Genomic DNA, 19,555 nt, shown 5'->3' with positions numbered 1-19,555 from the left:
CTTCTCACATTGTTTCGAGAAAAGGTTGTGGCTTTATGTTAAGATCATGAAGAAGTGGAAGCAACTAGAATATAATAAAGTGATATTTCAGATGGAGGAGATTAAGATGCAATTAAAAGAAGTATTTACCCGTATCGAAAAGAAAGCAGAACTACATTCATACATAGAACAGATTCCAGCCAAATATAAAAAGACCCAAAAAGCGTATCTGGCGGCATTGGTAAAATTAAGTTATCTCTTATATATCACTCAAAGCGATCAGAAGCCACAGATCAAAGAGTTACTGGAGGAGCTATCACAGATTCCTTTTGAAGACAATTATGATTACTGGACATGGGTAGAGCATGCACTGGTTCTCCAAGCCCGTATCGCTCGTGAAGAAGAACATCAAGAGGTATATGATCAATCGATGCAATTGATAGAAGATGCGCTCAATACTGGCGAAGAAGCAGTAGTGAAAGTTAAGCATAATGTGCAAGCCCGGTTCGTCAAAGGAGAAACGCTAAGTACCCAAACGATAGATGCAGCTATCAAGAAAAATGATACCTCTATGGAATGTGAGCAACGGATATTGTATGTGATGAAGCTTTTCAAAATCAAAGAATTAGGCGCTCAACCTCCTTATACAGATGAGAAAGTAGAGCAAGAAAGTACAGAATATATGAAGCGAATTAACGAGATTGTGGAGCAAGTCGGTATCGAGAAGGTGGAACCTTTCAAATGAAGATACGCTATTTATTTCAGAAAGATGAGCGAGATATACCATCCAGTGAAATGGGTATAAACGATTGGCTGAAAAGAATTGTAATCATAGCGATATTAGGTAATATTGCTTCATACATTTGGTTGGTGCTCACCGCAACAGCTAATTTTCAAAGAGTTCTGGATTTGATAGGGACTGTAGTGGTCGTCATGTATGGCACTATTTCGATAATGACATTATTGTTTACGATCATTTTTTTGGTGAGTAATACTCTTTCCAAAGGTCTGGTTAGTAATACGGTATTTATTTCGTGCACAGTGGTTTTATTAGCTTTGAGTGTAAGTCAATTTAAAGCTATTGAACCTGCCGGTTGGCTAACGGAACGAATCGAAACGCATGAACTGGTCACAACATCAGATCAGCAATATCAGTACCGATTAGAATTGGTCAATACATTCCAGAGTAATGAAAAAGTGAGATTGTATCTCAAACATATACATACAGGCAAAGAATCAAAAATTAATCTTGCTATTGATTTGGGCGATGCTTATATCATTCAATCAAGTGATAAGAGATGGGTCAATATGGAATCAACAGATCAACCACATCGATATATTATGACGATAAATGATGTGTTTAGCATTCCGAAAGATACTTTTTTAATAGATACAGCTCAAGCCACTTCGATCCTAATAGCACAAGAGAAAGAAATCAATTATGAGTGATTTACATATTTTAAAATGGAATGAATTTGTAAATAAAGAATGGAGAAATATACTATGATGAAATGGTTTAAAGGAATATGGGCAGTCGTTGCTATTATAAATATAGTATGTTTTGTGGCTATGATTTTAATACATACAGATCATTTTCAACATATACTTTTTCTTGATGGAGTTATTTTAGCTTTTATTGTAGGGATTCCTTCACTTGGGTTGTTGATAATGAGTGTAGGCGGAATCTTTCTCAAAAAAGAAGGTGCTTCTGGGCTATCCGGTTATATTGCAGGGAGTATTATAATGTTCTTATTATTGCTTTTGTCCAGAGCTTATTTTGCTACGTTTAGTTAAAATTATATAAAAACAAAAAACCTTCCCACTCTGCCGATGCAGATAAGAAGGTTTTTTGTTGTGTATGCTCTATTTAGCTCAACTCTAGCTACATTTGATCTACATCGAAGCATACTTTACAATCATCGCTTCGCGTGTCTGTTCATCATAAGCAATCCATAATTCATCATCTACTTCGACACCGTATACAGGCTCGATCGATTGTTCCAATACATACTCTGCATCACCACGCTGAACAGTAATGCGTGCAAGTGGACGCTCTCCGGTAGTGCCGTTGAATTCGACAGCGATGACTTTGGCGCTCCCTTGCTTGCCTTGTATCAGGCGGAGATCACGCTGGAATTCATGTTGTTTTACAGTAACAGGAAGTTGGTTACCGACAGACAACGCTAATTGTGATGGTACAAATTGACTGCTCACTTTCTGAATGCGTTGATTGTTTTGGGATACCAGTACTTCCATGAGCATCAATTGACGCTGATGAATTTGTACAGCAAAAGGTTGAATCGATATAATTTCACCTTGTAAAGTGAGTTCGTCTTTTTTGTTGAGGTCAGTCAATACGCCATAACTGAGTAGACGTGTCATACCTGCAATTTGGATCAGATTGGCTTTGTCCCATAGACGGTATTGGAATCCATTTGGTTGTACTACCGGAACAGAGTAAGTCTGACCATCCAACTCAAAATGTAACAGTAAGGCTTGTCCACGATTGACTTGCTCATACGTATCTATTTTTTGCAGGACGGCATTATACAATATGTGAGATTGAGGTTGCGCCGGAACATCTTCAGTTGTTAAAAAAATAGCAGTCTGCTTACGACGATCATAGCTAATCATCGCTGAGTCACCTATAGAAGGCATCTGTAAATAAGAAACGACTTTTTTGATATTTACTTTGCGTAATACACCTTCATCTTCAAATTGCACTGTAAATCGCACTTGAGGCTGTTCATTAATAAATGTTCCCGTTTCAGCACGAGCTATAATAGTCGCTTGAGTCACTACTCCTTTTTGGAGCTGTTTGGTTTTGCGTCTACGCAACATGAAGTGAATCACGAACGGAATGACTAACAAAAGAAAAGGGATAATCAACCAGATAATTAAATTGAATACAATCGGCCCGCCTTCCAAAAGATACGCTAGAAATCCTTGCCATGACTTTTGCTTAGCAGGATCACTTGCTTGCCATTGCTCCACTTCAGCGTTGGTAATCTGAGAGATAGAACCATCTTGTGGATTGAACCAACCTGCGGAATTATCGGTCTCTGAATAATACAGTGGTGTAGTTGTATTTTCTTTATAAAAGGTGAAATTATCATTCGTTACCTGATCGTATGTTTTGTTCGTAAGCAGTGGAGAGATATCTGTAAATTGTTTGGTTTTTTCATTATAAATATAACCGATTAATTTGCCATCTGCTTCATCTTTGGTTGTCGAACCGGTTACCAGTGCTTCCTCATCATTAAGCAACAATATCTGGGCTTGATAGACAGGTTGAGGAGTAGGAAGTAATGCGCCTACTTGATCTGTCGTTTGATTGTAGAACCGTACTTGCTTTGGATAATCGCTTTCTACTTGTAACAAACGGGTAGGGTCTGCTTGGAAATGTTGTACAAATTGTTGCTCAGCTTGTTCTTCTGCTTCATAGCCAACTAAATCAGCCTGAGGAACATATACAGCAGGACGATGTTGCTTATCCAAAATGCCACTGATATAAGCAGAACGCCCATCTTTCAGCGTAGCCACCAGCATAGGAATCGCTACATCACTTTCAAAGCTATTATGAGTGTTATCTATATTCGTCGGTCTAGCAGGTAAGACAGAACTGTCACTTAGGTCTATCGAGTGCAGTTGTCCATTCTGTATTTCTGAGAGCCCTGCTTTACTCTGCTTTGTCCAACCATCATTGACCAATATAAGACGGTTGCGCCACATATATGTACTGTTTCTCAAATAATCATCGATAATAATCGAATGATTGCTGAGTTCTTTACTATTGCCTATTGCATCGATCGCATGGACAGATAACCTATCATTATTATCTTTTGTTGCAACAATCAATTGCTTATTCTGATAAGCGGCAGCGATGTCTTTGAATATATTGGAGGCAAGAGGAATATCATTTTCCAGTTGATGATTGCTGGTATTGTAGATCATTCCTTGCAGACCTTGTTCGCCATCCGCAATACTGATTAATTTTTGACCTTTATCCAAATAAAAGACGTTATGTACAGCAGCCGGATTGTTTCGTGCTTCTTCTATTCCACCCGCATAATCATTCCACGCAATAATGCTGATCACGACTAAAGGAATTAAATAAATCAACAAACCTATTTTTCGCATTACTTTATATCTCCTATCCGTAGCCTGTAATATCGACCTTAACATATCAATATCCAATTTAACATAAGTAACTATTGTTTTTCCAGTTGGTGATATGTGTCAGGGTTTGTTACAATAGACTAAAGAAGCATAGGGATGTCTGTATGCACAGGCAGATTTATGTATTACATCTAACGGAGTGATATTTTGGCTAATGCAAAAAGCAAAGGTGGAACAGGTCGCGGGACGGGGAAAAAAGGTTGGAATCGCTGGCAAGCTAGCGCTAAAAAAACCAAAAGTGCACCTAAACCTTATGCAACCAGAGCAGACAAAGACAAAAAAGGCAATTCCAAGTCTACACCTACCACTAAAAGTACAGATTAACTGTTATTTTCAGCGAAATGTCTTTCAATCGCTATAGAAGCTGAATTATAATAAAGAGTAACGGGATTTGAAAATAGAAGGGGATTGAATGTTTTGACAGAAGAATCACAGTTCGAAAGTACGTCATTTGAATTACCAGAAAATTATGAAGAATTAAAAAAAGCGGCTCACCGCAAATCCAATTGGCAGGAGCGTCTAAACGCTGTCAATGAATTAGGACAATACAACCATCAGCCGATTATTGATCTGCTTACGCATATGATGAATAATGATCCAGTATACGCTGTTCAAGATGCAGCCTACAAGCAATTGCGAGGTCTGGGACAAGATGTGCAACAACCATCCAAAACCAAGCCTGAATTGTTCAAAGGATTAACTAAAACATTAATTCGTATCAAAAAGAGCTTGCCGAAAGACCATAGCTTTGAAGATTTCAAAGTGAAATTGCACAAAATGCGTGCGGATATCTATAACACGTATGAAGGCGAAAAAGGCGAAGAGTTCGACAACTGGTTAAAAGCAAAATGGGAATCTTACGACACCAAGTAAGATCATCCGATTAGTACTAACATCTACTCCCTAATCCAACTATCAGGAGGAATTACCCTATGGCTATCGAAATGAGTATCCAGAACACACCTAACCCGAACGCGGTCAAAATCAATGCCAATCAACATATTTTTGAAGGTCCAGCTAGTACTTCACTCAAAGCAGGAGATAGCACAGACCATCCATTAGCAAGCGCATTGATCAGTATCGACGGTGTTGATAATATTTTTGGGATGCGTGATTTTGTAACGATAAGTAAATTACCTGATGCAAGCTGGGATGATATTATTCCACAAGTAGAAGCAGCTTTTGAGAACGCTGAATAATTGTAGCTTATAAAGTGGATTGAAGTGTTACCCGAAAAGAAGAGCAAAGTGCTCTTCTTTTTTTTATATTACAGACCGTCAGCGAATATCAAATTAAGGAATACAAGTGAATGTTGCTCATATTCCTGCTACAATATGCACAGGTTTATTTTTACAAATCATTATAATTATACGATCAATGAAGGAGAATGATATCATGGGGATTTTTGATAAATTTCGTAAACCTAAAGAAGAATCCACTTCAACGTCAGCATACGATCATATTGTTCCTATGCCAACAGCCATACCTGATCAACAAGAAGTACCGATGGTACTTGGGTTTGCATTACTAAGCAGTGAGACCTGTGATTGGTCATCATTTATTGATAATCTACATAAAGATGCTGAAATTACGATTGAAAATCAACCCAATGAAGAAAATATTGTATTTGAAGTTGAAGGAATGCAGGTGGTGGTCGCTCATATGCCTGCACCGATACCTAATCGTGAAGTGGAAGAATGCTGTAAATATAATTTGTTGTGGCCAGAAGCAGAGCAAGTGGTAGCTACTCATCGTTCTCATGTTATTGTCAGTGTATCCGGTGCACCTAATCCAATTGCAGCGCATTTGTTATTTACACAAGTAGTCAGTAGCATGATGCAGCTCAACGAAGCATTAGCTTTTTATATGGCTCCGATGGTCGTATCTGCTGAAAGTTATGTAGAAAGTGCGCAAATGCTCAAAGAAGGAGAACTACCTGTACAATTATGGGTATTTATCGGATTGTATCAAAATGAACAAGGTCGTTGTTCTTATACAAGAGGGCTTGAACGTTTTGGCAAATACGAGATCGAAGTGATCCATTCCGAACATTCGTTAAGTGAGGTATTTGAATTTACGATGATGGTGGTCGACTATGTTATTAGTTATAATGTCTCATTAGAACAGGGCGAGACAATAGGTTTCTCAGAAGAGCAACGCCTATCGCTGACTGTATCTCAAGGAATAGCTGTAGAGAATGATAGCATTAAGGTTGGTTATTGATATAGATCATTACAGATATAACCTCATAGATACACTATTGTATAGAAGCAGTATAACGATGCCGTTCTTATAATTAGGTATAAGTATGATGTAAGACAACGACTATCTTAGTAGATAGTCGTTTTTTTATTTGCTTCTATTTGGGAGAAGGCAACTAGAGTATATTAACCAATCCAACTGTATATAGCATAAGATACGAATAAGCATTATAGGATTGCGCATTACAAGATACGCGATAGCTTACGATAAGCACGCGGAGGAATGCCTTCGCTTTTACGGAAAATACGGCTGAAATAATGGATATCGGCATAACCTACTTGTCGTCCAATTTCTTCAATCGATGCGTCTGTCTCTTGTAATAATCGCCTTGCTTCACGATGACGGAGCATTTGAATATATTCGCCCGGAGGCATACCTGCCATTTTTTTAAATACTTTGATCATATGATCTTCATTCATATTGAGTTCTTCAGCTAATAGACGATTATTCCAATGATTCTCGGGATGCTGTTCGATCGTATTCATCATTTCCAAAATACGATCTCCATGCACAGGTTGGTTGGTGTGATGGTACGATTTTTGAGAGCGTAGCAGTAGACCTAGAATCTGTAACAAGATCGCTTTGCAGATAAGTAAATAACCTGGAGAACGCATCGTAAATTCATGCACCAGTTGTTCAATTAATTGCACACATGATGGAGTAGGGATATATAACCAACGGGTAGATAAAGGAGCAAATCCTTCTGCTATCGCTTCAGTAGCAAATTTACTTTCGGTAATTTTGTGTGGATGTACGATTAAATCTTCTTCACGCACAATATGCAGCTCATGGAAAAAGTCAAAGTGAATCCCGATAAATTGTGCACTAGGGGTAGAAGTGACTTCATTGCGGTGATATACCCCTGCTGGAATAAACAATAAATGCCCTGTCGGAATCACAATACGTTGCTCTGCTACATGAGTCACAGCTTCTCCTTTGCGTACATATAACAGTTCAAAGTCATAAATCATTCGTTTGTTCAATGTACCTGTAGGTAACTTCTGATACTGTGCGTAATGAATATTAGGAGACCATTGTTCTATAGGAGCAAGACGTTGTTTGCGATACTTTTCTAGAGAAAATAAACCGGAATTGTCCAAAAAAACCTCTCCTTTTCCTAAATCTATTTCATTTTATTGCTGATAGAATAACGTTAATTAAGCGATAGATCAATCTATTTATCACTTTAAAATGTTATACGGAATCTATATCTATAGGAGGCGGTTTTGTGAAAAAAGGAATTAATATCTGGTCATTTGCAGACAACTATAGTATCGCAGAATGTGCCAGTATCGCAAGTGATGCCGGGTTTACTGGAATCGAATTATCGTTACAAGCCGAAGGTGAGCTGGCATTAGACAGTTCTGAATCAGAGCTGATTGCAATTCGCAACACTGTTATCGATCAAGGATTAGAGATTAGTGGATTAGCTACAGGGCTATACTGGGAATATTCGATGACCAGTGACGATCAGAAGATCCGTCAGCATGCGATCGATATCTGCCGTAAACAGTTAGAAGTAGCCGCCGCACTGGAAGTGGATGCGATTCTAGTGATTCCCGGAGGTGTAGGGGTCGATTTTATCCCTGATTATCCTGTTGTTGCTTATGATCTTGCATATGAACGCGCATTAGAAGCGATAAGCCAATTATCTACAGAAGCGCAATCAGTTGGTGTGCATATCGGAATCGAAAATGTATGGAATAAGTTTTTACTGTCACCGCTTGAAATGAAATCTTTTTTGGATGATATTCATTCAGCGTATGTCGGTGCTTATTTTGACGTGGGTAATGTAGTCTACTCCGGTTATCCCGAGCATTGGATTCGTATTTTAGGAGAGCGAATCAAAAAAGTACATTTTAAAGATTATCGCCGTGAGGTAGGTGGGCTAGCAGGCTTTGTAGATTTGTTAGCAGGTGATGTGAATTATCCGGCTGTTGTTAATGCTCTGCGCGAGATTGGCTATACCAACTATGTCACTGCGGAGATGATTCCAGCGTACAAATACTATTCGAACCAGTTAATTTATAACACGTCGCATGCTATGGATAGTATTTTGGGATAAAGGAGGCATCTACAATGGTAAAAGTAGGATTAGTGGGATTTGGATTTATGGGGCATATGCATTTAGAAAATTATATTCGTCTGGCAAAAGAAGGATTAGATGTGCAATTAGTAGCGATCTGTGATGTGCGAATTGAAGAGTTACAGCATACAAGAGTAACCGGAAATATAGCGACAGATACAGATACTACCGAGATCGATCTATCTGCGTATCATTTGTACGACAATCTGGAAACGATGCTGTTGCACGAGCAGTTAGACGTTATCGATCTTACATTACCAACATACTTACATGCTCCTATCGCTTGTGATCTGCTATCTCGTGGATATAATGTGTTTTGTGAAAAGCCGATGGCTATAAGCGCATCTGCCGGGCAACAGATGGTGGAAGCGGCACAAGCTCACCAAAAGCAGTTAATGATCGGGCAATGTCTACGCTTCTGGCCAGCATATGAATATTTGCGAGAAATAGTGATGAATCAGACATTGGGTCAGGTGATCAGCGGTTCTTTTTTTCGCGGTGGAGAGACGCCTAAAGGTTGGTTTGTCCAAAAAGAGCGCAGTGGTGGAGCGATGCTTGATATGCATATTCATGATGTCGATATTATTCAATGGATATTCGGTGTACCCGAAGCGGTGTCTTCGTTAGCACGTAATGTTGTACCGGGTAGTGGGTATGATATTGTATCGACCAATTATATATATCCAGATGGCAAAGTGATTAATGCTCAAGCAGATTGGACACTACAAGGGGATTATGGATTTGCGATGACGTATCGTGTGAATTTGGAACACGGTAATCTTGTATTTGAGAAGGGGAGTGTACAGGTGAATCCTAATGATAGCGAAGGATACACCGCTCAATTGTCATCAGATATGGGATATTATCGTCAGTTACGTTATTTTGTAGAACGATTGCTAGATGGTCAACCGATGTCACAAGCTACACCTGAAAGTACACTGATATCGGTACAACTGGTGGAAGCGGAAATATTATCTGCTAATCGCGCAGGTGAAAAAGTAAATGTTCCTGTAACCACAATCTAATTCAGCAATAACTTGAATAGCTTCATCATATATAGATAGGTCAGAACTATATTTAGATCACTTTGTCGATAAAGTGATCTGAATATAGTTTTTTTATTTGCAGGTATATACCAAATTTTGAATATCATAATTTGAATTGTAGTGTATAATCATAAAGCCCAAATGAATATAAAGGAGTCGTGTATGAATACAGAACAGTCACAGCCATTTGTTCTACGCCAGAGTCTACTGTGGATCATGGCGATTGCTTCAGGGTTAGCTGTTGCTAACTTATATTATAATCAGCCATTGCTTGCAGATATGGCGACTTCCTTCGGAATTAGTCGTGATAAAGCAGGGTATATCTCTACTTTTACACAGATCGGATATGCACTTGGCATGTTGTTATTTGTCCCATTGGGAGATATTAGAGAGCGACGTAAGCTGATCTCAACACTGCTTATTTTGGTTACGATCTCGCTATTAGGTGCGGCGGCTTCCACTCATATTGTTTGGATGTATATTGCCAGTTTTGCGATAGGACTGACAACGGTAGTTCCACAGATTTTAGTTCCTTTTTCAGCGCAATTGGCTACACCGGAACAGCGGGGCAAAGTGATCGGGACAGTCATGAGTGGATTGTTATTCGGTATTTTGCTCGCTCGAACGATCTCAGGATTGATCGGCGGGACATGGGGTTGGCGCTGGATGTATGGGATTGCGGCGATAATGATGTTTGTCCTATTTCTAGTGTTGCGACGCAAATTACCACATGTAGAACCGTTGATGAAATCAACATACTCTGAATTGTTAATATCTATTGGTGGATTGATCCGGCAGTATGCGGTGTTGCGTGAAGGGGCATTGATTGGAGCGCTCAATTTTGCTTCCTTTAGTGTATTCTGGACATCGCTTAGCTTCTATCTAGAAGGAGAACCTTATCATTATAGTAGCCAGATTGCAGGGCTGTTCGGATTGGTTGGTGTCGTCGGTGCATTAGGTGCTCCTATTGTTGGACGCATTGCGGATCGGATACAACCCAAATGGATTATCGGCGCGATGATTGTGGTGACATTGATTTCATTTGCCTTTTTCGGCTGGTTAGGGGGTACATTGATCGGTCTGATGATCGGAATCGTATTACTCGATCTAGGCGTACAAGGAGCCCAAGTCTCCAATCAGGCTCGAATCTATGCGCTCAATGATAGTGCTCGCAGTCGCCTGAATACGGTACTGATGGTCAGTACATTTGTAGGTGGAGCGATCGGTTCTTCGGTGAGTAGTTATATGTGGAAAATCGGCGGTTGGAGTGCTGTGAGTCTATCCGGTGGAGTCTTTATGCTATTATCACTTGTAGTCTGGAGTATCGCTAGATGGAGAAAACAATAACAAGATAAACTAAAGAAGCAGTATCGTTTCCTTATGGATCGATCTGCTTCTTTTAATTTGTAGATGAACAATAATTTATGTACGATCTTCGGTTAGATACGTTTTAACCGAAGGATGCTTATAATGAGCAAATTGTTCAAGTATTCCTTCAGGAGTGGTGTCAACAATCACCATTTCGCGATATTTTTGTTGCATAAATTGTTGACTTGTCATTTGGTCAAATAAAGCGATCAAAGGATCATAATAATGCTCTATATTCATTAGACCACAAGGCTTTTTATGTAATCCCAGTTGTGCCCATGTAAAGATTTCAAAATATTCTTCCATTGTACCAGCACCACCAGGTAAAACGATAAATCCATCAGACATTTCTGCCATTTTGGCTTTGCGTTCATGCATAGAGTCTACAATAATCAATTCAGTTAAATGGTTATGGGCAATTTCGCGATTTTGAAGAAAATGAGGTAATACACCAATAACTGTACCGCCTTTTTCTAAAACAGCATCAGCTACTGCACCCATCAATCCGACAGTAGCGCCGCCATAGACAAGTGTAATCTTACGCTTAGCTAGTTCATGACCTAAAGCTATTGCATGTTCTCGATAGCTAGGCAAAGCTCCATCACTTGAACCGCAAAATATAGCTATACTTTTCATTGTATAATCTCTCCTTTTTTCATCTGAACATAATTTAGTTGTCAATATAGCATAAAGTAAACAGAAAATGAATAGAATATTGTATCTATTCGCATTCCTGATACAACTATAAAAAGCTCTCTCCTACATTAATAGGAAAGAGCTTTTTTACATTATATTTACTTGTCAGCTTATTTAAATTCAACAGACTCGTGCATACTATTCCATGCGGCTTGACCTACAATACCGAGTCTCCAGATTGAGATGCCTTTTAGATCGTAGCGCTTCGCTAGACCGATTTTGGAATTGACTGAATCTGCATTTTCACTACCTAATGAGATACCTAGAATAAGTTTATTTTTATTGATCTGTTTTAATGCTAATGTGATTGCTTCATCGACTTTGGCAAGCGGTTCAGGGCTTTTCTCTTTATCATACGCATACGCCATAATAATAATATCGTCTGCTAGCATGCCTAATGTGCGATAATCGTAGCCTTGATACGAGCTATTAAGCGGGTGGAGCACTACAGTTAATTTAAGATTTTTTTGATGAGCTTGAGTGGCTATATTTTGGATAAATGCATTATAGTCTTTTTGCGCTTGAAGCTTGTCTCCGGTTAATCCTAATCCTTCAAAATCAAGTACTATTCCTTTAAATCCTTTTTGACTAGCTGTATCGACAATACCTTTGATCGTTTGTTGTTGTAATGTTGGATTTTCCAAATTCTTGGTTAATTCTCCATGTCCATCAACAGCATAGACCATGAGATAAGGAGAAGTGCCTTGTGTAGCGGTATTCTGAATAATCGATTCCGGTGTATCGGCTCCTGCAGATTGAGGCCAGCGGTATTCTTTGCCTGTATCGGCAATCGTGAATTTGCCATTTAGATCAATTCGACTCCAACCAAATGCCATCGTATCAAAATCAGGAATCATTGCACGCTCATCATACGAAGATAAAGCGTAAAATCCCATTGTATACAAATCTTCTTGTGGTGAAGTGATCGAGACTGTTTTGGAAGCTTGATCCCATTTCACGCCTGCTCCAAATTGCTGACTGAAAAAGCTAAGCGGAATCATCGTATTGTTGCTAATCGTCTGTGGTGCCAGAGCCAATGTAACGTTTTTGCTATCAACTGTTGCTTGGGTACTTCCCATAGTTAAAATTACTTTTTTGGTAGTTGAAGCTTTTTTTTTAGTAGCTGTAATCGTTTTGGAAGTTTGGTTCCATTGAACATCAATACCAAGTGCTTCAGAGATAGCACGGAACGGAACCATCGTTGTTCCTTTAATAGCTACAGGTTGAACTGGAAAAGGCAAAGCATATCCATCTAACATAATACTCACTCCACCACTGGTAGCAGCTTGAGCAACTGAAGATGTCCAAGATAAAGCAGGTGTAACCAGACTACCCATCAACAAAGTACTACATAAAGTTAGTTTGACGATCGTTTTCAACTATATTCCTCCTAGTATATATCGCTATGTATACAAATGATTCCAATCTACGCGTAACCTGTATTCACCTCATTACCTTATATTCAGTATCTTTATAACTTTAGTTATTTTACCAAATAAAGTAATTATATACTATATTTTTTGCTACATTACAGATTGCATTTGGACTTGTTACTATTTTTATACTATAATTTTGTCAAATCTATATCATATTTGAATATTCTTACTCTCTATTATCTATATCGATCGACACAACAATAGATGGAGGCATCTTATGATTGCTATTGATTTGAATGGTAAAACAGCATTAGTCACAGGAGCTACAGGTCAGCTAGGAAGAGTAATGGCGCGTACACTGGCTCAGAGTGGTGCTGATGTGATACTTCACTATTTTCGTAATCAGGAACAAGCTCTTGTATTGCAACAAGAACTAGAGCAATTAGGACGTTCTGTGTTTATTATTCAGGCAGATATAGGGCAATTAGCAGATGTGATAGAAATGCGTGATACATTATCGACAAATTTCAAGATGCCTGATATTGTTGTAGGTAATGCTGTTTCTCAATATGAGTGGACATCCATATTGGAACAGAATATGCAGGATTATGTAGATCAATTTCAGACTACTGTTCTTCAGGCTGTTCATCTATCCAAAGTATTTGTTCCTCATATGATCCAGCAACAATATGGAAGAATGATAGGAATTAATACCGAATGTGCGATGCAAAATGAACCTACACAATCCGCTTATGTCGCTGGTAAACGTGGAATGGATGGAATTTATCGTATTCTGGCAAAAGAAATAGGGGAACACCAGATTACAGTAAATCAAGTTGCACCTGGTTGGACATTAAGTGAGCGTGATCTAGGAGTAGACAGTTCTGATCGACAAGATAGTGCCTATATTCAGCATGTCCCTTTGCAACGCAGAGGAACAGATCAAGAAATTGCTAATGTAGTCGCTTTTTTGGCTTCTAATCTTGCTAGTTATATTACAGGAGCGTATATTCCAGTAACCGGGGGAAATGTGATGCCTGCTATTTAAATAGTATGCTGAGCATCTGTTGATGATATATATATCCAGAGTAACTCTATTTTTCGAAAGGGTATAACCGTATTGCTTGAGAAAAATAGTGAGATATGATAAAAATAATACACAAACAAGCACATTAAATGATGAACAACTGACTCCGAAAATACGCATCTAAGATCAATGGTTCAATAAGCTGGTTATAGATATTAGTGTCGATTAGAATGTGAGTCTTGATCATCGTTTACTTATATTTACTGAGTATGACTAGATATAAATAAGAATGATCGGTAATGATTCAGACATGATAATGCGCTGTAATTAGGCCGAAGAACGGGTAGAGATACCTTTTCTTCGGTCTATTTTTATTTAGGTTAATTGCATGTATAAACAAAGATTGTATGGTTAAAATGATGTCTTTTATATTGAACGTCCATGATGTGTTATAGCTTTGAAAAACGATATAAACGAAGCATCAATGTACCGAATCTAGTGAATAGATTGGGATATTATACTGGGAGTGTAGTCATTGAATCGTAAAAAAATAATTAACCAAGCAACGAGTTATACTACAAAATTATTAAGAAATCGCTTTGGTAAGGGACCTGAAGCGGTATCGATTTATTTATGTGAACAATGTATTGTTCTACATCTCAAAAATTTTTTGAGTCCAGTCGAGAAATTTTTACTCAGTCAAGAAAAAGAACAAGCTTTTCGATATACACGTGAACTAATTATGAAATCGATGTTGCCTGAACTTAGAAATTTTCTCACGCAACAATTAGATTTGAAAGTGGTTGACCTTTATTATGATTGGGGGATGTATAATGCTTCAGGTGTGATCGTAGGATTACTCGATTATGACCTTTATAGCCATTCCGAAGATTATAAAGGGAAAGAGCAGTTACATGAGTATATTATGAAAGCCACTACCGAATTGCAAAAACCACCTACATGGATCGACTCCTGGTGGATCAATTCTAAAACGTTATTTATTCTTCGTAAAGGGACAACAATTCTGCTTGAGAAAGAATTGATCAGTATGGGGTATGAACACATGTTACGAATGACCAAAGGAAAGATCGAAAAAGCGCTTTTGGAACAAGAAACGAATCTGGAACCCCTTTTCAACAAAAAGATCGCTGATCTTTATGTAGATTGGAGTTTTGAGAACGATCATAGTATGATTATGTACACTTTCGAAGAATAACGAAATAAGGTAGTTGTTAAGAACGTAAAATGATATAATACCCTAGCGAGGTCATTGTTAATCTTTTTTTTACGATTTTATTTGGTATCGTTATAACTATATAAATGAAATAAAAATATAATCATTACAGAATATGCACATTTGAGTTTATTGTATTGTAATCTTTACGCTCCATGTGAATAATAAAGCAAAATGGAGTATATTCGTATGGAGGCAGAGTTATGCAGTACAATGAATCAGTGAGTCAAGCAACCAGTTTTGTTAATAAAATGCTAAGAAAGCGTTTTGGTAAAGGCCCGGAATCGGTACATATTGTTCTATCCGATCGGTGCATTTTGATTCATCTGCGGAATTTTTTGAGTCCTGTAGAAGAATTTCTATTAAGCCAGGAAGAAGAACAAGCTTTTCGTTATACTCGCGAATTGATTATGAAATCGATGTTACCTGAATTGAGAGTGTTTTTAAATGAACACCTGAATTTAGAGGTAACCGATATGTACTATGATTGGGGTAGACACAATTCTTCCGGCGTAATCGCTGGCTTATTCGGTTCTAGCTGGATGGAGACAGAAGATTATGAAGGAAAAAATGAGATTCATCGTCAAGTGATGAAGGTCACCGCTGAAGTTCAAAAAACGCCTGCTTTTATCGACTCCTGGTGGGTTCATCCAAGATTGTTAATCATCTTTCGAAAGGGTATAACCATACTCCTTGAAAAAGAATTAATAGATTTGGGTTATGAGAATATATTGAAATCGACAAAACGTAAATTAGAAAAACGGCTGTTGGAACAGCATGTGGATCTAGAAGAAATTCTTCAAAAAAAATTAGTGGATTTGTATGCTGATTGGAATTTTGAACGTGATCAGAGTATGGTTGTGTATGTGTTTGAAGAATAACCATTCTCCACTATATAAGTATACGGTCATAATACAGACATTATATATGCGCTGAGATTAAGCCGAAAAAAAGGTAGAGCTACCTTTTTTTCGGCTTTTTCTTTTTTCGGAAAGGAAGGATCCTATGGAATACAAGAACATCAAAATTCTGTATATTGAAGATGATGGAGTGAATATGTTACTGATGCGTCACTTATTTAAAAAGAAGTTACCCTCGGTAGAATTATTAGAAGCTTCCACGATTCAAGAAGGAATTGGTCTGGCGATCAAGGTACAACCTTTTTTGATATTGTCTGATATTCATTTTTTGGGAATGAACGGCTTTGAAGGAATTACTCAATTAAAAGCAGATCCTCGTACATCTATGATTCCGGTCTGGGCAATCAGTGCTTTTGTACTGGAAGAAGATATTCGAAAAGGCAAAGACGCTGGATTTGAACAATATATTACAAAGCCTATCCATATCGGAAGGTTCTCCAAATTATTAGAAGCTTATATTGAACAAAAAACTTCTTAACATAGGCATCTATAATCGTTCTTCTTGTGATACAATACATAAGTCTATTTTAAGATTATTGTGAACAGGAAGGACATCCACATCTATGAAACAAACCCCGTTTATTGCTGTAGAGGGTGCTATCGGTGCTGGTAAAACAACACTTGCGACGATGCTAGCACAAGAAATGAATATCCCACTCATCAAAGAAATTGTAGAAGAAAATCCGTTTCTCGGTAAGTTTTATGAGAATATCGATGAATGGAGTTTTCAGTTGGAGATGTTTTTTCTCTGCAATCGTTACAAGCAATTGGAAGACACCGGACTTCAGTACATTGCCAATCACAAACCTGTGATTTCGGATTATCATATTTATAAAAATCTGATTTTTTCGGAACGTACACTGAAAGGTGTACAGCGGGACAAATACCGTCAAATCTACCATTTGTTAACGGATGATCTGCCAAAGCCTGATATTATTCTGTATATTCGTGCTGATCTAGAAACATTGTTGTATCGCATCAAAAAGCGAGAGCGTGTATTCGAACAATCGATGGACACTGCTTATTTGGAGCAATTAATTCTAGATTATGAAGAAGCGATGGCGTCGATTGCAATCAACGAACCATCAACACAGATTATTACGATTGATGGCAACTTGATTGATTTTGTGGAAAATAAGGAGCATTTCGCACAGATTGCTTCTGATCTAAAGGAGCTTATACATGAACGAATACAACATACCTGATAATGCATTAATTACAGTCGCTGGTACAGTAGGTGTCGGCAAATCGACATTGACCTCTGTGTTAGCTGAACGTTTGAATTTCAAAACGTCTTTAGAAAAAGTAGATCATAACCCGTACCTTGAAAAGTTTTACCATGATTTTGAACGGTGGAGCTTTCATTTGCAAATTTATTTTCTAGCAGAACGGTTTAAAGAGCAGAAAGCGATTTTTGAAGCAGGTGGCGGTTATGTTCAAGATCGCTCGATCTATGAAGATACTGGTATTTTTGCGAAAATGCACGCAGATAAAGGCACCATGTCTGTTACTGATTATGAGACGTATACCAGTCTTTTTGATGCGATGGTGATGACTCCTTATTTCCCGCATCCAGATGTATTGGTTTACTTGGAAGGCAGTCTACCTTCGATTCTTAACCGGATCGAACTTCGTGGTCGTCAGATGGAAATCGAGACAGAACGTTCGTATTGGGAACAAATGCATGGACGGTATTCGACATGGATTAATGAATTTACTGGATGCCCGGTATTGCGTCTGAATATCGATCAATACGATGTGCATGATCCAGCTTCGGTTGATTTTATTTTGCATGAAGTGGGTAAAGCGATTCAGTTGTCTCGTAGTAAAAACTTGAGTCAAGTGGAGCAAGCGTAGTAAATATTGATCAAATTGATCTACAAAAGATAAAAGACTCTCATCACGAGAGTCTTTTTTTGATACCTAATCTATCTGTTGAATCGAATTACAGATCACAATAAGCCAATTATTGTGCACGCTTTGCAATAGGATGATCTTTATTTAACTGTAATAAGTCCCATAAGTTGCCGTACAAATCTTTGAAAACAGCCACCATGCCATAGTCTTGTTCTTTGGGTTCTCTCACAAATTCGATTCCATTGGCGATCATATCATGATAGTCTCTCCAAAAATCATCTGTATTGAGAAAAAGGAATACTCGGTTCCCTGTTTGATTCCCGATAAAAGATTCTTGTTCAGGCTTAGATGCTCTAGCGAGCAGAATAGTCGTTCCTGCTGAACCTGGTGGAGAGATCACAACCCAACGTTTATCCTGTTCAGGTTGGTAAATATCTTCGACCACATGGAAATGAAGTTTCTGGGTATAAAATGCGATAGCTTCATCATAATCTTTGACAACTAATGCAATATGAACAATAGATTGAATCATACTAGAGATGCCTCCTATACAGAATGTCACTTACATCTCTATTGTACATGAATCTGTTATTTAATTTTCTGATAAATGATCCCCGGAAGACATAATGCTGGATAACGATGTAAGTGCGGGTGTTAAGAAAGTGTCCGATTCTTTTCCTTCTGGAGCATGTGCACGGAAAATGTAAGTATCTTTGCTCTGCTGATCTTCCCAGACGATATAATCATGCACTCCTTTTTCATCAGAAACTTGTAAAAGTAAATTTGCATTGAACATTGGGCCTTCTGCTAACTGGTCGCCTTTATACTCTTTGACTTCGCCATATTCTGTTAGTTCTTTGATTCCTTGATTACGCAACTCATCTAAGTTGGAACCAGAAGATACTTTTTCGATTTCGGCATAGTATTTCGGATTGTTCGTCGATTGAAGACGATGGGTTGCTGTGTCTAATGTATATCCATCAAACACGTATAATGAATAATCTTTACTCTTTGTAAGTGTAGCTTTTCGTGTATCACCCATTCCCATATCGAAAGACTTCGTAGGTTCACGTTCTACTACAGAAGCTGTTGCTTCGTCATCTGAAGATGCTGCACTGTCTGTTACTGTATTATCATCCACCTGTTGATTTTCTGTAGTGCTAGATATTGCTGGCGTTGCTTGTGAATCTGTAGCTGCTGGAGCGTTTGTTTGCTTTTGACAGGCCGTCATTGTAAGTGTAAGAAATAAGATAGAAGCTATAGCTAGACTTTGATTTGGTTTATTCATAAGAACACCTCCTCTAGTTAGACGAACTCAATACAATAAATATTACCTTTATGATCTATTTTGTACATTCCTTTATTCTGAAAATAGTGATTAATATGTTTCTTTGTCCATACTTTTGCAAAAATAACAATCTTACATATTATAAATTTTACATGTAAAATATGGGATATAGCTTATTTTTAACTATTCTTCTAGATGCAGTTGAAAATGCTGTTCAATCATCAAGTTGTTTTATTA

General features: G+C 38.0%; 22 protein-coding genes. 16 read left to right on the top strand and 6 right to left on the bottom strand.

The window, feature by feature from the left end:
• Positions 1-106: 106 nt before the first annotated feature.
• From PQ460_RS19795 to PQ460_RS19785, 3 genes are read left to right on the top strand one after another with little or no spacing between them, the layout of a single operon-like run.
• On the top strand, positions 107-724 hold the full coding sequence (locus tag PQ460_RS19795; RefSeq protein ID WP_274170899.1) for a DUF6707 family protein: 618 nt from the start codon (positions 107-109) through the stop codon (positions 722-724).
• Positions 721-1,428, top strand: a complete 708-nt coding sequence (locus PQ460_RS19790; protein WP_274170898.1) for a hypothetical protein — start codon at positions 721-723, stop codon at positions 1,426-1,428. Before PQ460_RS19795 ends, PQ460_RS19790 begins: the two co-directional genes overlap by 4 nt.
• 57 nt (positions 1,429-1,485) lie before the next feature.
• A complete protein-coding gene (locus PQ460_RS19785) occupies positions 1,486-1,773 on the top strand; it encodes a hypothetical protein (RefSeq protein WP_274170897.1) in 288 nt (95 codons plus the stop codon).
• A 99-nt stretch (positions 1,774-1,872) separates the two neighbouring features.
• Here the strand turns inward: PQ460_RS19785 and PQ460_RS19780 are convergent, their stop codons facing one another.
• On the bottom strand, positions 1,873-4,119 hold the full coding sequence (locus PQ460_RS19780; protein WP_274170896.1) for a hypothetical protein: 2,247 nt from the start codon (positions 4,117-4,119) through the stop codon (positions 1,873-1,875).
• A gap of 186 nt (positions 4,120-4,305) precedes the next feature.
• Between PQ460_RS19780 and PQ460_RS19775 the strand changes: the two genes are divergently transcribed.
• The 4 genes from PQ460_RS19775 to PQ460_RS19760 all read left to right on the top strand — a co-directional run bounded on the left by PQ460_RS19775 (position 4,306) and on the right by PQ460_RS19760 (position 6,381).
• Positions 4,306-4,482 carry a DUF3934 family protein gene (locus tag PQ460_RS19775; RefSeq protein WP_069326814.1) on the top strand — a complete coding sequence of 59 codons (177 nt, stop codon included), beginning with the start codon at positions 4,306-4,308 and terminating at the stop codon, positions 4,480-4,482.
• A gap of 93 nt (positions 4,483-4,575) precedes the next feature.
• On the top strand, positions 4,576-5,031 hold the full coding sequence (locus tag PQ460_RS19770; protein WP_273614969.1) for a HEAT repeat domain-containing protein: 456 nt from the start codon (positions 4,576-4,578) through the stop codon (positions 5,029-5,031).
• 59 nt (positions 5,032-5,090) lie between these two features.
• Entirely contained in the window at positions 5,091-5,357 is a 267-nt protein-coding gene (locus PQ460_RS19765; protein ID WP_069326812.1) for a NifU N-terminal domain-containing protein, read from the top strand.
• A gap of 196 nt (positions 5,358-5,553) precedes the next feature.
• Complete coding sequence (locus PQ460_RS19760; RefSeq protein WP_274170895.1) at positions 5,554-6,381, top strand: DUF4261 domain-containing protein; 828 nt, start codon at positions 5,554-5,556, stop codon at positions 6,379-6,381.
• 221 nt (positions 6,382-6,602) lie between these two features.
• Here PQ460_RS19760 and PQ460_RS19755 read toward each other — a convergent pair whose 3' ends face one another.
• Positions 6,603-7,520 carry an AraC family transcriptional regulator gene (locus PQ460_RS19755; protein ID WP_274170894.1) on the bottom strand — a complete coding sequence of 306 codons (918 nt, stop codon included), beginning with the start codon at positions 7,518-7,520 and terminating at the stop codon, positions 6,603-6,605.
• Positions 7,521-7,648: 128 nt separating this feature from the next.
• On the opposite strand from PQ460_RS19755, the gene PQ460_RS19750 reads away from it, so the two are divergent.
• The 3 genes from PQ460_RS19750 (at position 7,649) to PQ460_RS19740 (ending at position 10,899) form a co-directional block, all read left to right on the top strand.
• Positions 7,649-8,485, top strand: coding sequence for a sugar phosphate isomerase/epimerase family protein (locus PQ460_RS19750; protein WP_274170893.1), 837 nt, complete (start codon positions 7,649-7,651; stop codon positions 8,483-8,485).
• 14 nt (positions 8,486-8,499) lie between these two features.
• A complete protein-coding gene (locus PQ460_RS19745) occupies positions 8,500-9,531 on the top strand; it encodes a Gfo/Idh/MocA family protein (RefSeq protein ID WP_274170892.1) in 1,032 nt (343 codons plus the stop codon).
• Positions 9,532-9,714: 183 nt separating this feature from the next.
• Complete coding sequence (locus tag PQ460_RS19740; RefSeq protein WP_274170891.1) at positions 9,715-10,899, top strand: MFS transporter; 1,185 nt, start codon at positions 9,715-9,717, stop codon at positions 10,897-10,899.
• Positions 10,900-10,974: 75 nt separating this feature from the next.
• On the opposite strand, the gene PQ460_RS19735 is transcribed toward PQ460_RS19740, so the two are convergent.
• Positions 10,975-11,556 (bottom strand): LOG family protein, encoded by a 582-nt coding sequence (locus tag PQ460_RS19735; protein WP_274170890.1) that lies wholly within the window; start codon positions 11,554-11,556, stop codon positions 10,975-10,977.
• A gap of 170 nt (positions 11,557-11,726) precedes the next feature.
• On the bottom strand, positions 11,727-12,995 hold the full coding sequence (locus tag PQ460_RS19730) for a stalk domain-containing protein (RefSeq protein WP_443147171.1): 1,269 nt from the start codon (positions 12,993-12,995) through the stop codon (positions 11,727-11,729).
• A 274-nt stretch (positions 12,996-13,269) separates the two neighbouring features.
• Here PQ460_RS19730 and PQ460_RS19725 point away from each other — a divergent pair, with 274 nt between their 5' ends.
• The 6 genes from PQ460_RS19725 to PQ460_RS19700 all read left to right on the top strand — a co-directional run bounded on the left by PQ460_RS19725 (position 13,270) and on the right by PQ460_RS19700 (position 18,030).
• Entirely contained in the window at positions 13,270-14,040 is a 771-nt protein-coding gene (locus PQ460_RS19725) for an SDR family NAD(P)-dependent oxidoreductase (protein ID WP_274170889.1), read from the top strand.
• Positions 14,041-14,554: 514 nt separating this feature from the next.
• The gene (locus PQ460_RS19720) at positions 14,555-15,235 is read left to right on the top strand and encodes a Na-translocating system protein MpsC family protein (protein ID WP_274170888.1); all 681 of its coding nucleotides are present in this window, start codon (positions 14,555-14,557) and stop codon (positions 15,233-15,235) included.
• A 221-nt stretch (positions 15,236-15,456) separates the two neighbouring features.
• Complete coding sequence (locus PQ460_RS19715; RefSeq protein WP_273614978.1) at positions 15,457-16,134, top strand: Na-translocating system protein MpsC family protein; 678 nt, start codon at positions 15,457-15,459, stop codon at positions 16,132-16,134.
• Between the two features lie 124 nt (positions 16,135-16,258).
• Entirely contained in the window at positions 16,259-16,651 is a 393-nt protein-coding gene (locus PQ460_RS19710; RefSeq protein ID WP_274170887.1) for a response regulator, read from the top strand.
• An 85-nt stretch (positions 16,652-16,736) separates the two neighbouring features.
• Entirely contained in the window at positions 16,737-17,378 is a 642-nt protein-coding gene (locus PQ460_RS19705) for a deoxynucleoside kinase (RefSeq protein ID WP_274170886.1), read from the top strand.
• Entirely contained in the window at positions 17,356-18,030 is a 675-nt protein-coding gene (locus PQ460_RS19700; RefSeq protein WP_274170885.1) for a deoxynucleoside kinase, read from the top strand. The genes PQ460_RS19705 and PQ460_RS19700 overlap by 23 nt, the downstream gene beginning before the upstream one ends.
• A 109-nt stretch (positions 18,031-18,139) precedes the next feature.
• On the opposite strand, the gene PQ460_RS19695 is transcribed toward PQ460_RS19700, so the two are convergent.
• Both PQ460_RS19695 and PQ460_RS19690 read right to left on the bottom strand, forming a co-directional pair.
• Entirely contained in the window at positions 18,140-18,562 is a 423-nt protein-coding gene (locus tag PQ460_RS19695; protein WP_274170884.1) for a VOC family protein, read from the bottom strand.
• A gap of 60 nt (positions 18,563-18,622) precedes the next feature.
• Positions 18,623-19,318 carry a hypothetical protein gene (locus PQ460_RS19690; protein WP_274170883.1) on the bottom strand — a complete coding sequence of 232 codons (696 nt, stop codon included), beginning with the start codon at positions 19,316-19,318 and terminating at the stop codon, positions 18,623-18,625.
• Positions 19,319-19,555 lie beyond the last annotated feature (237 nt).

This window comes from Paenibacillus sp. KACC 21273 (assembly GCF_028736095.1).
Taxonomy (GTDB): Bacteria; Bacillota; Bacilli; order Paenibacillales; family Paenibacillaceae; genus Saccharibacillus; species Saccharibacillus kyungheensis.
Note: the sequence above shows the minus strand (reverse complement) of the source record. Positions and strands in the feature narration are given on the sequence as shown.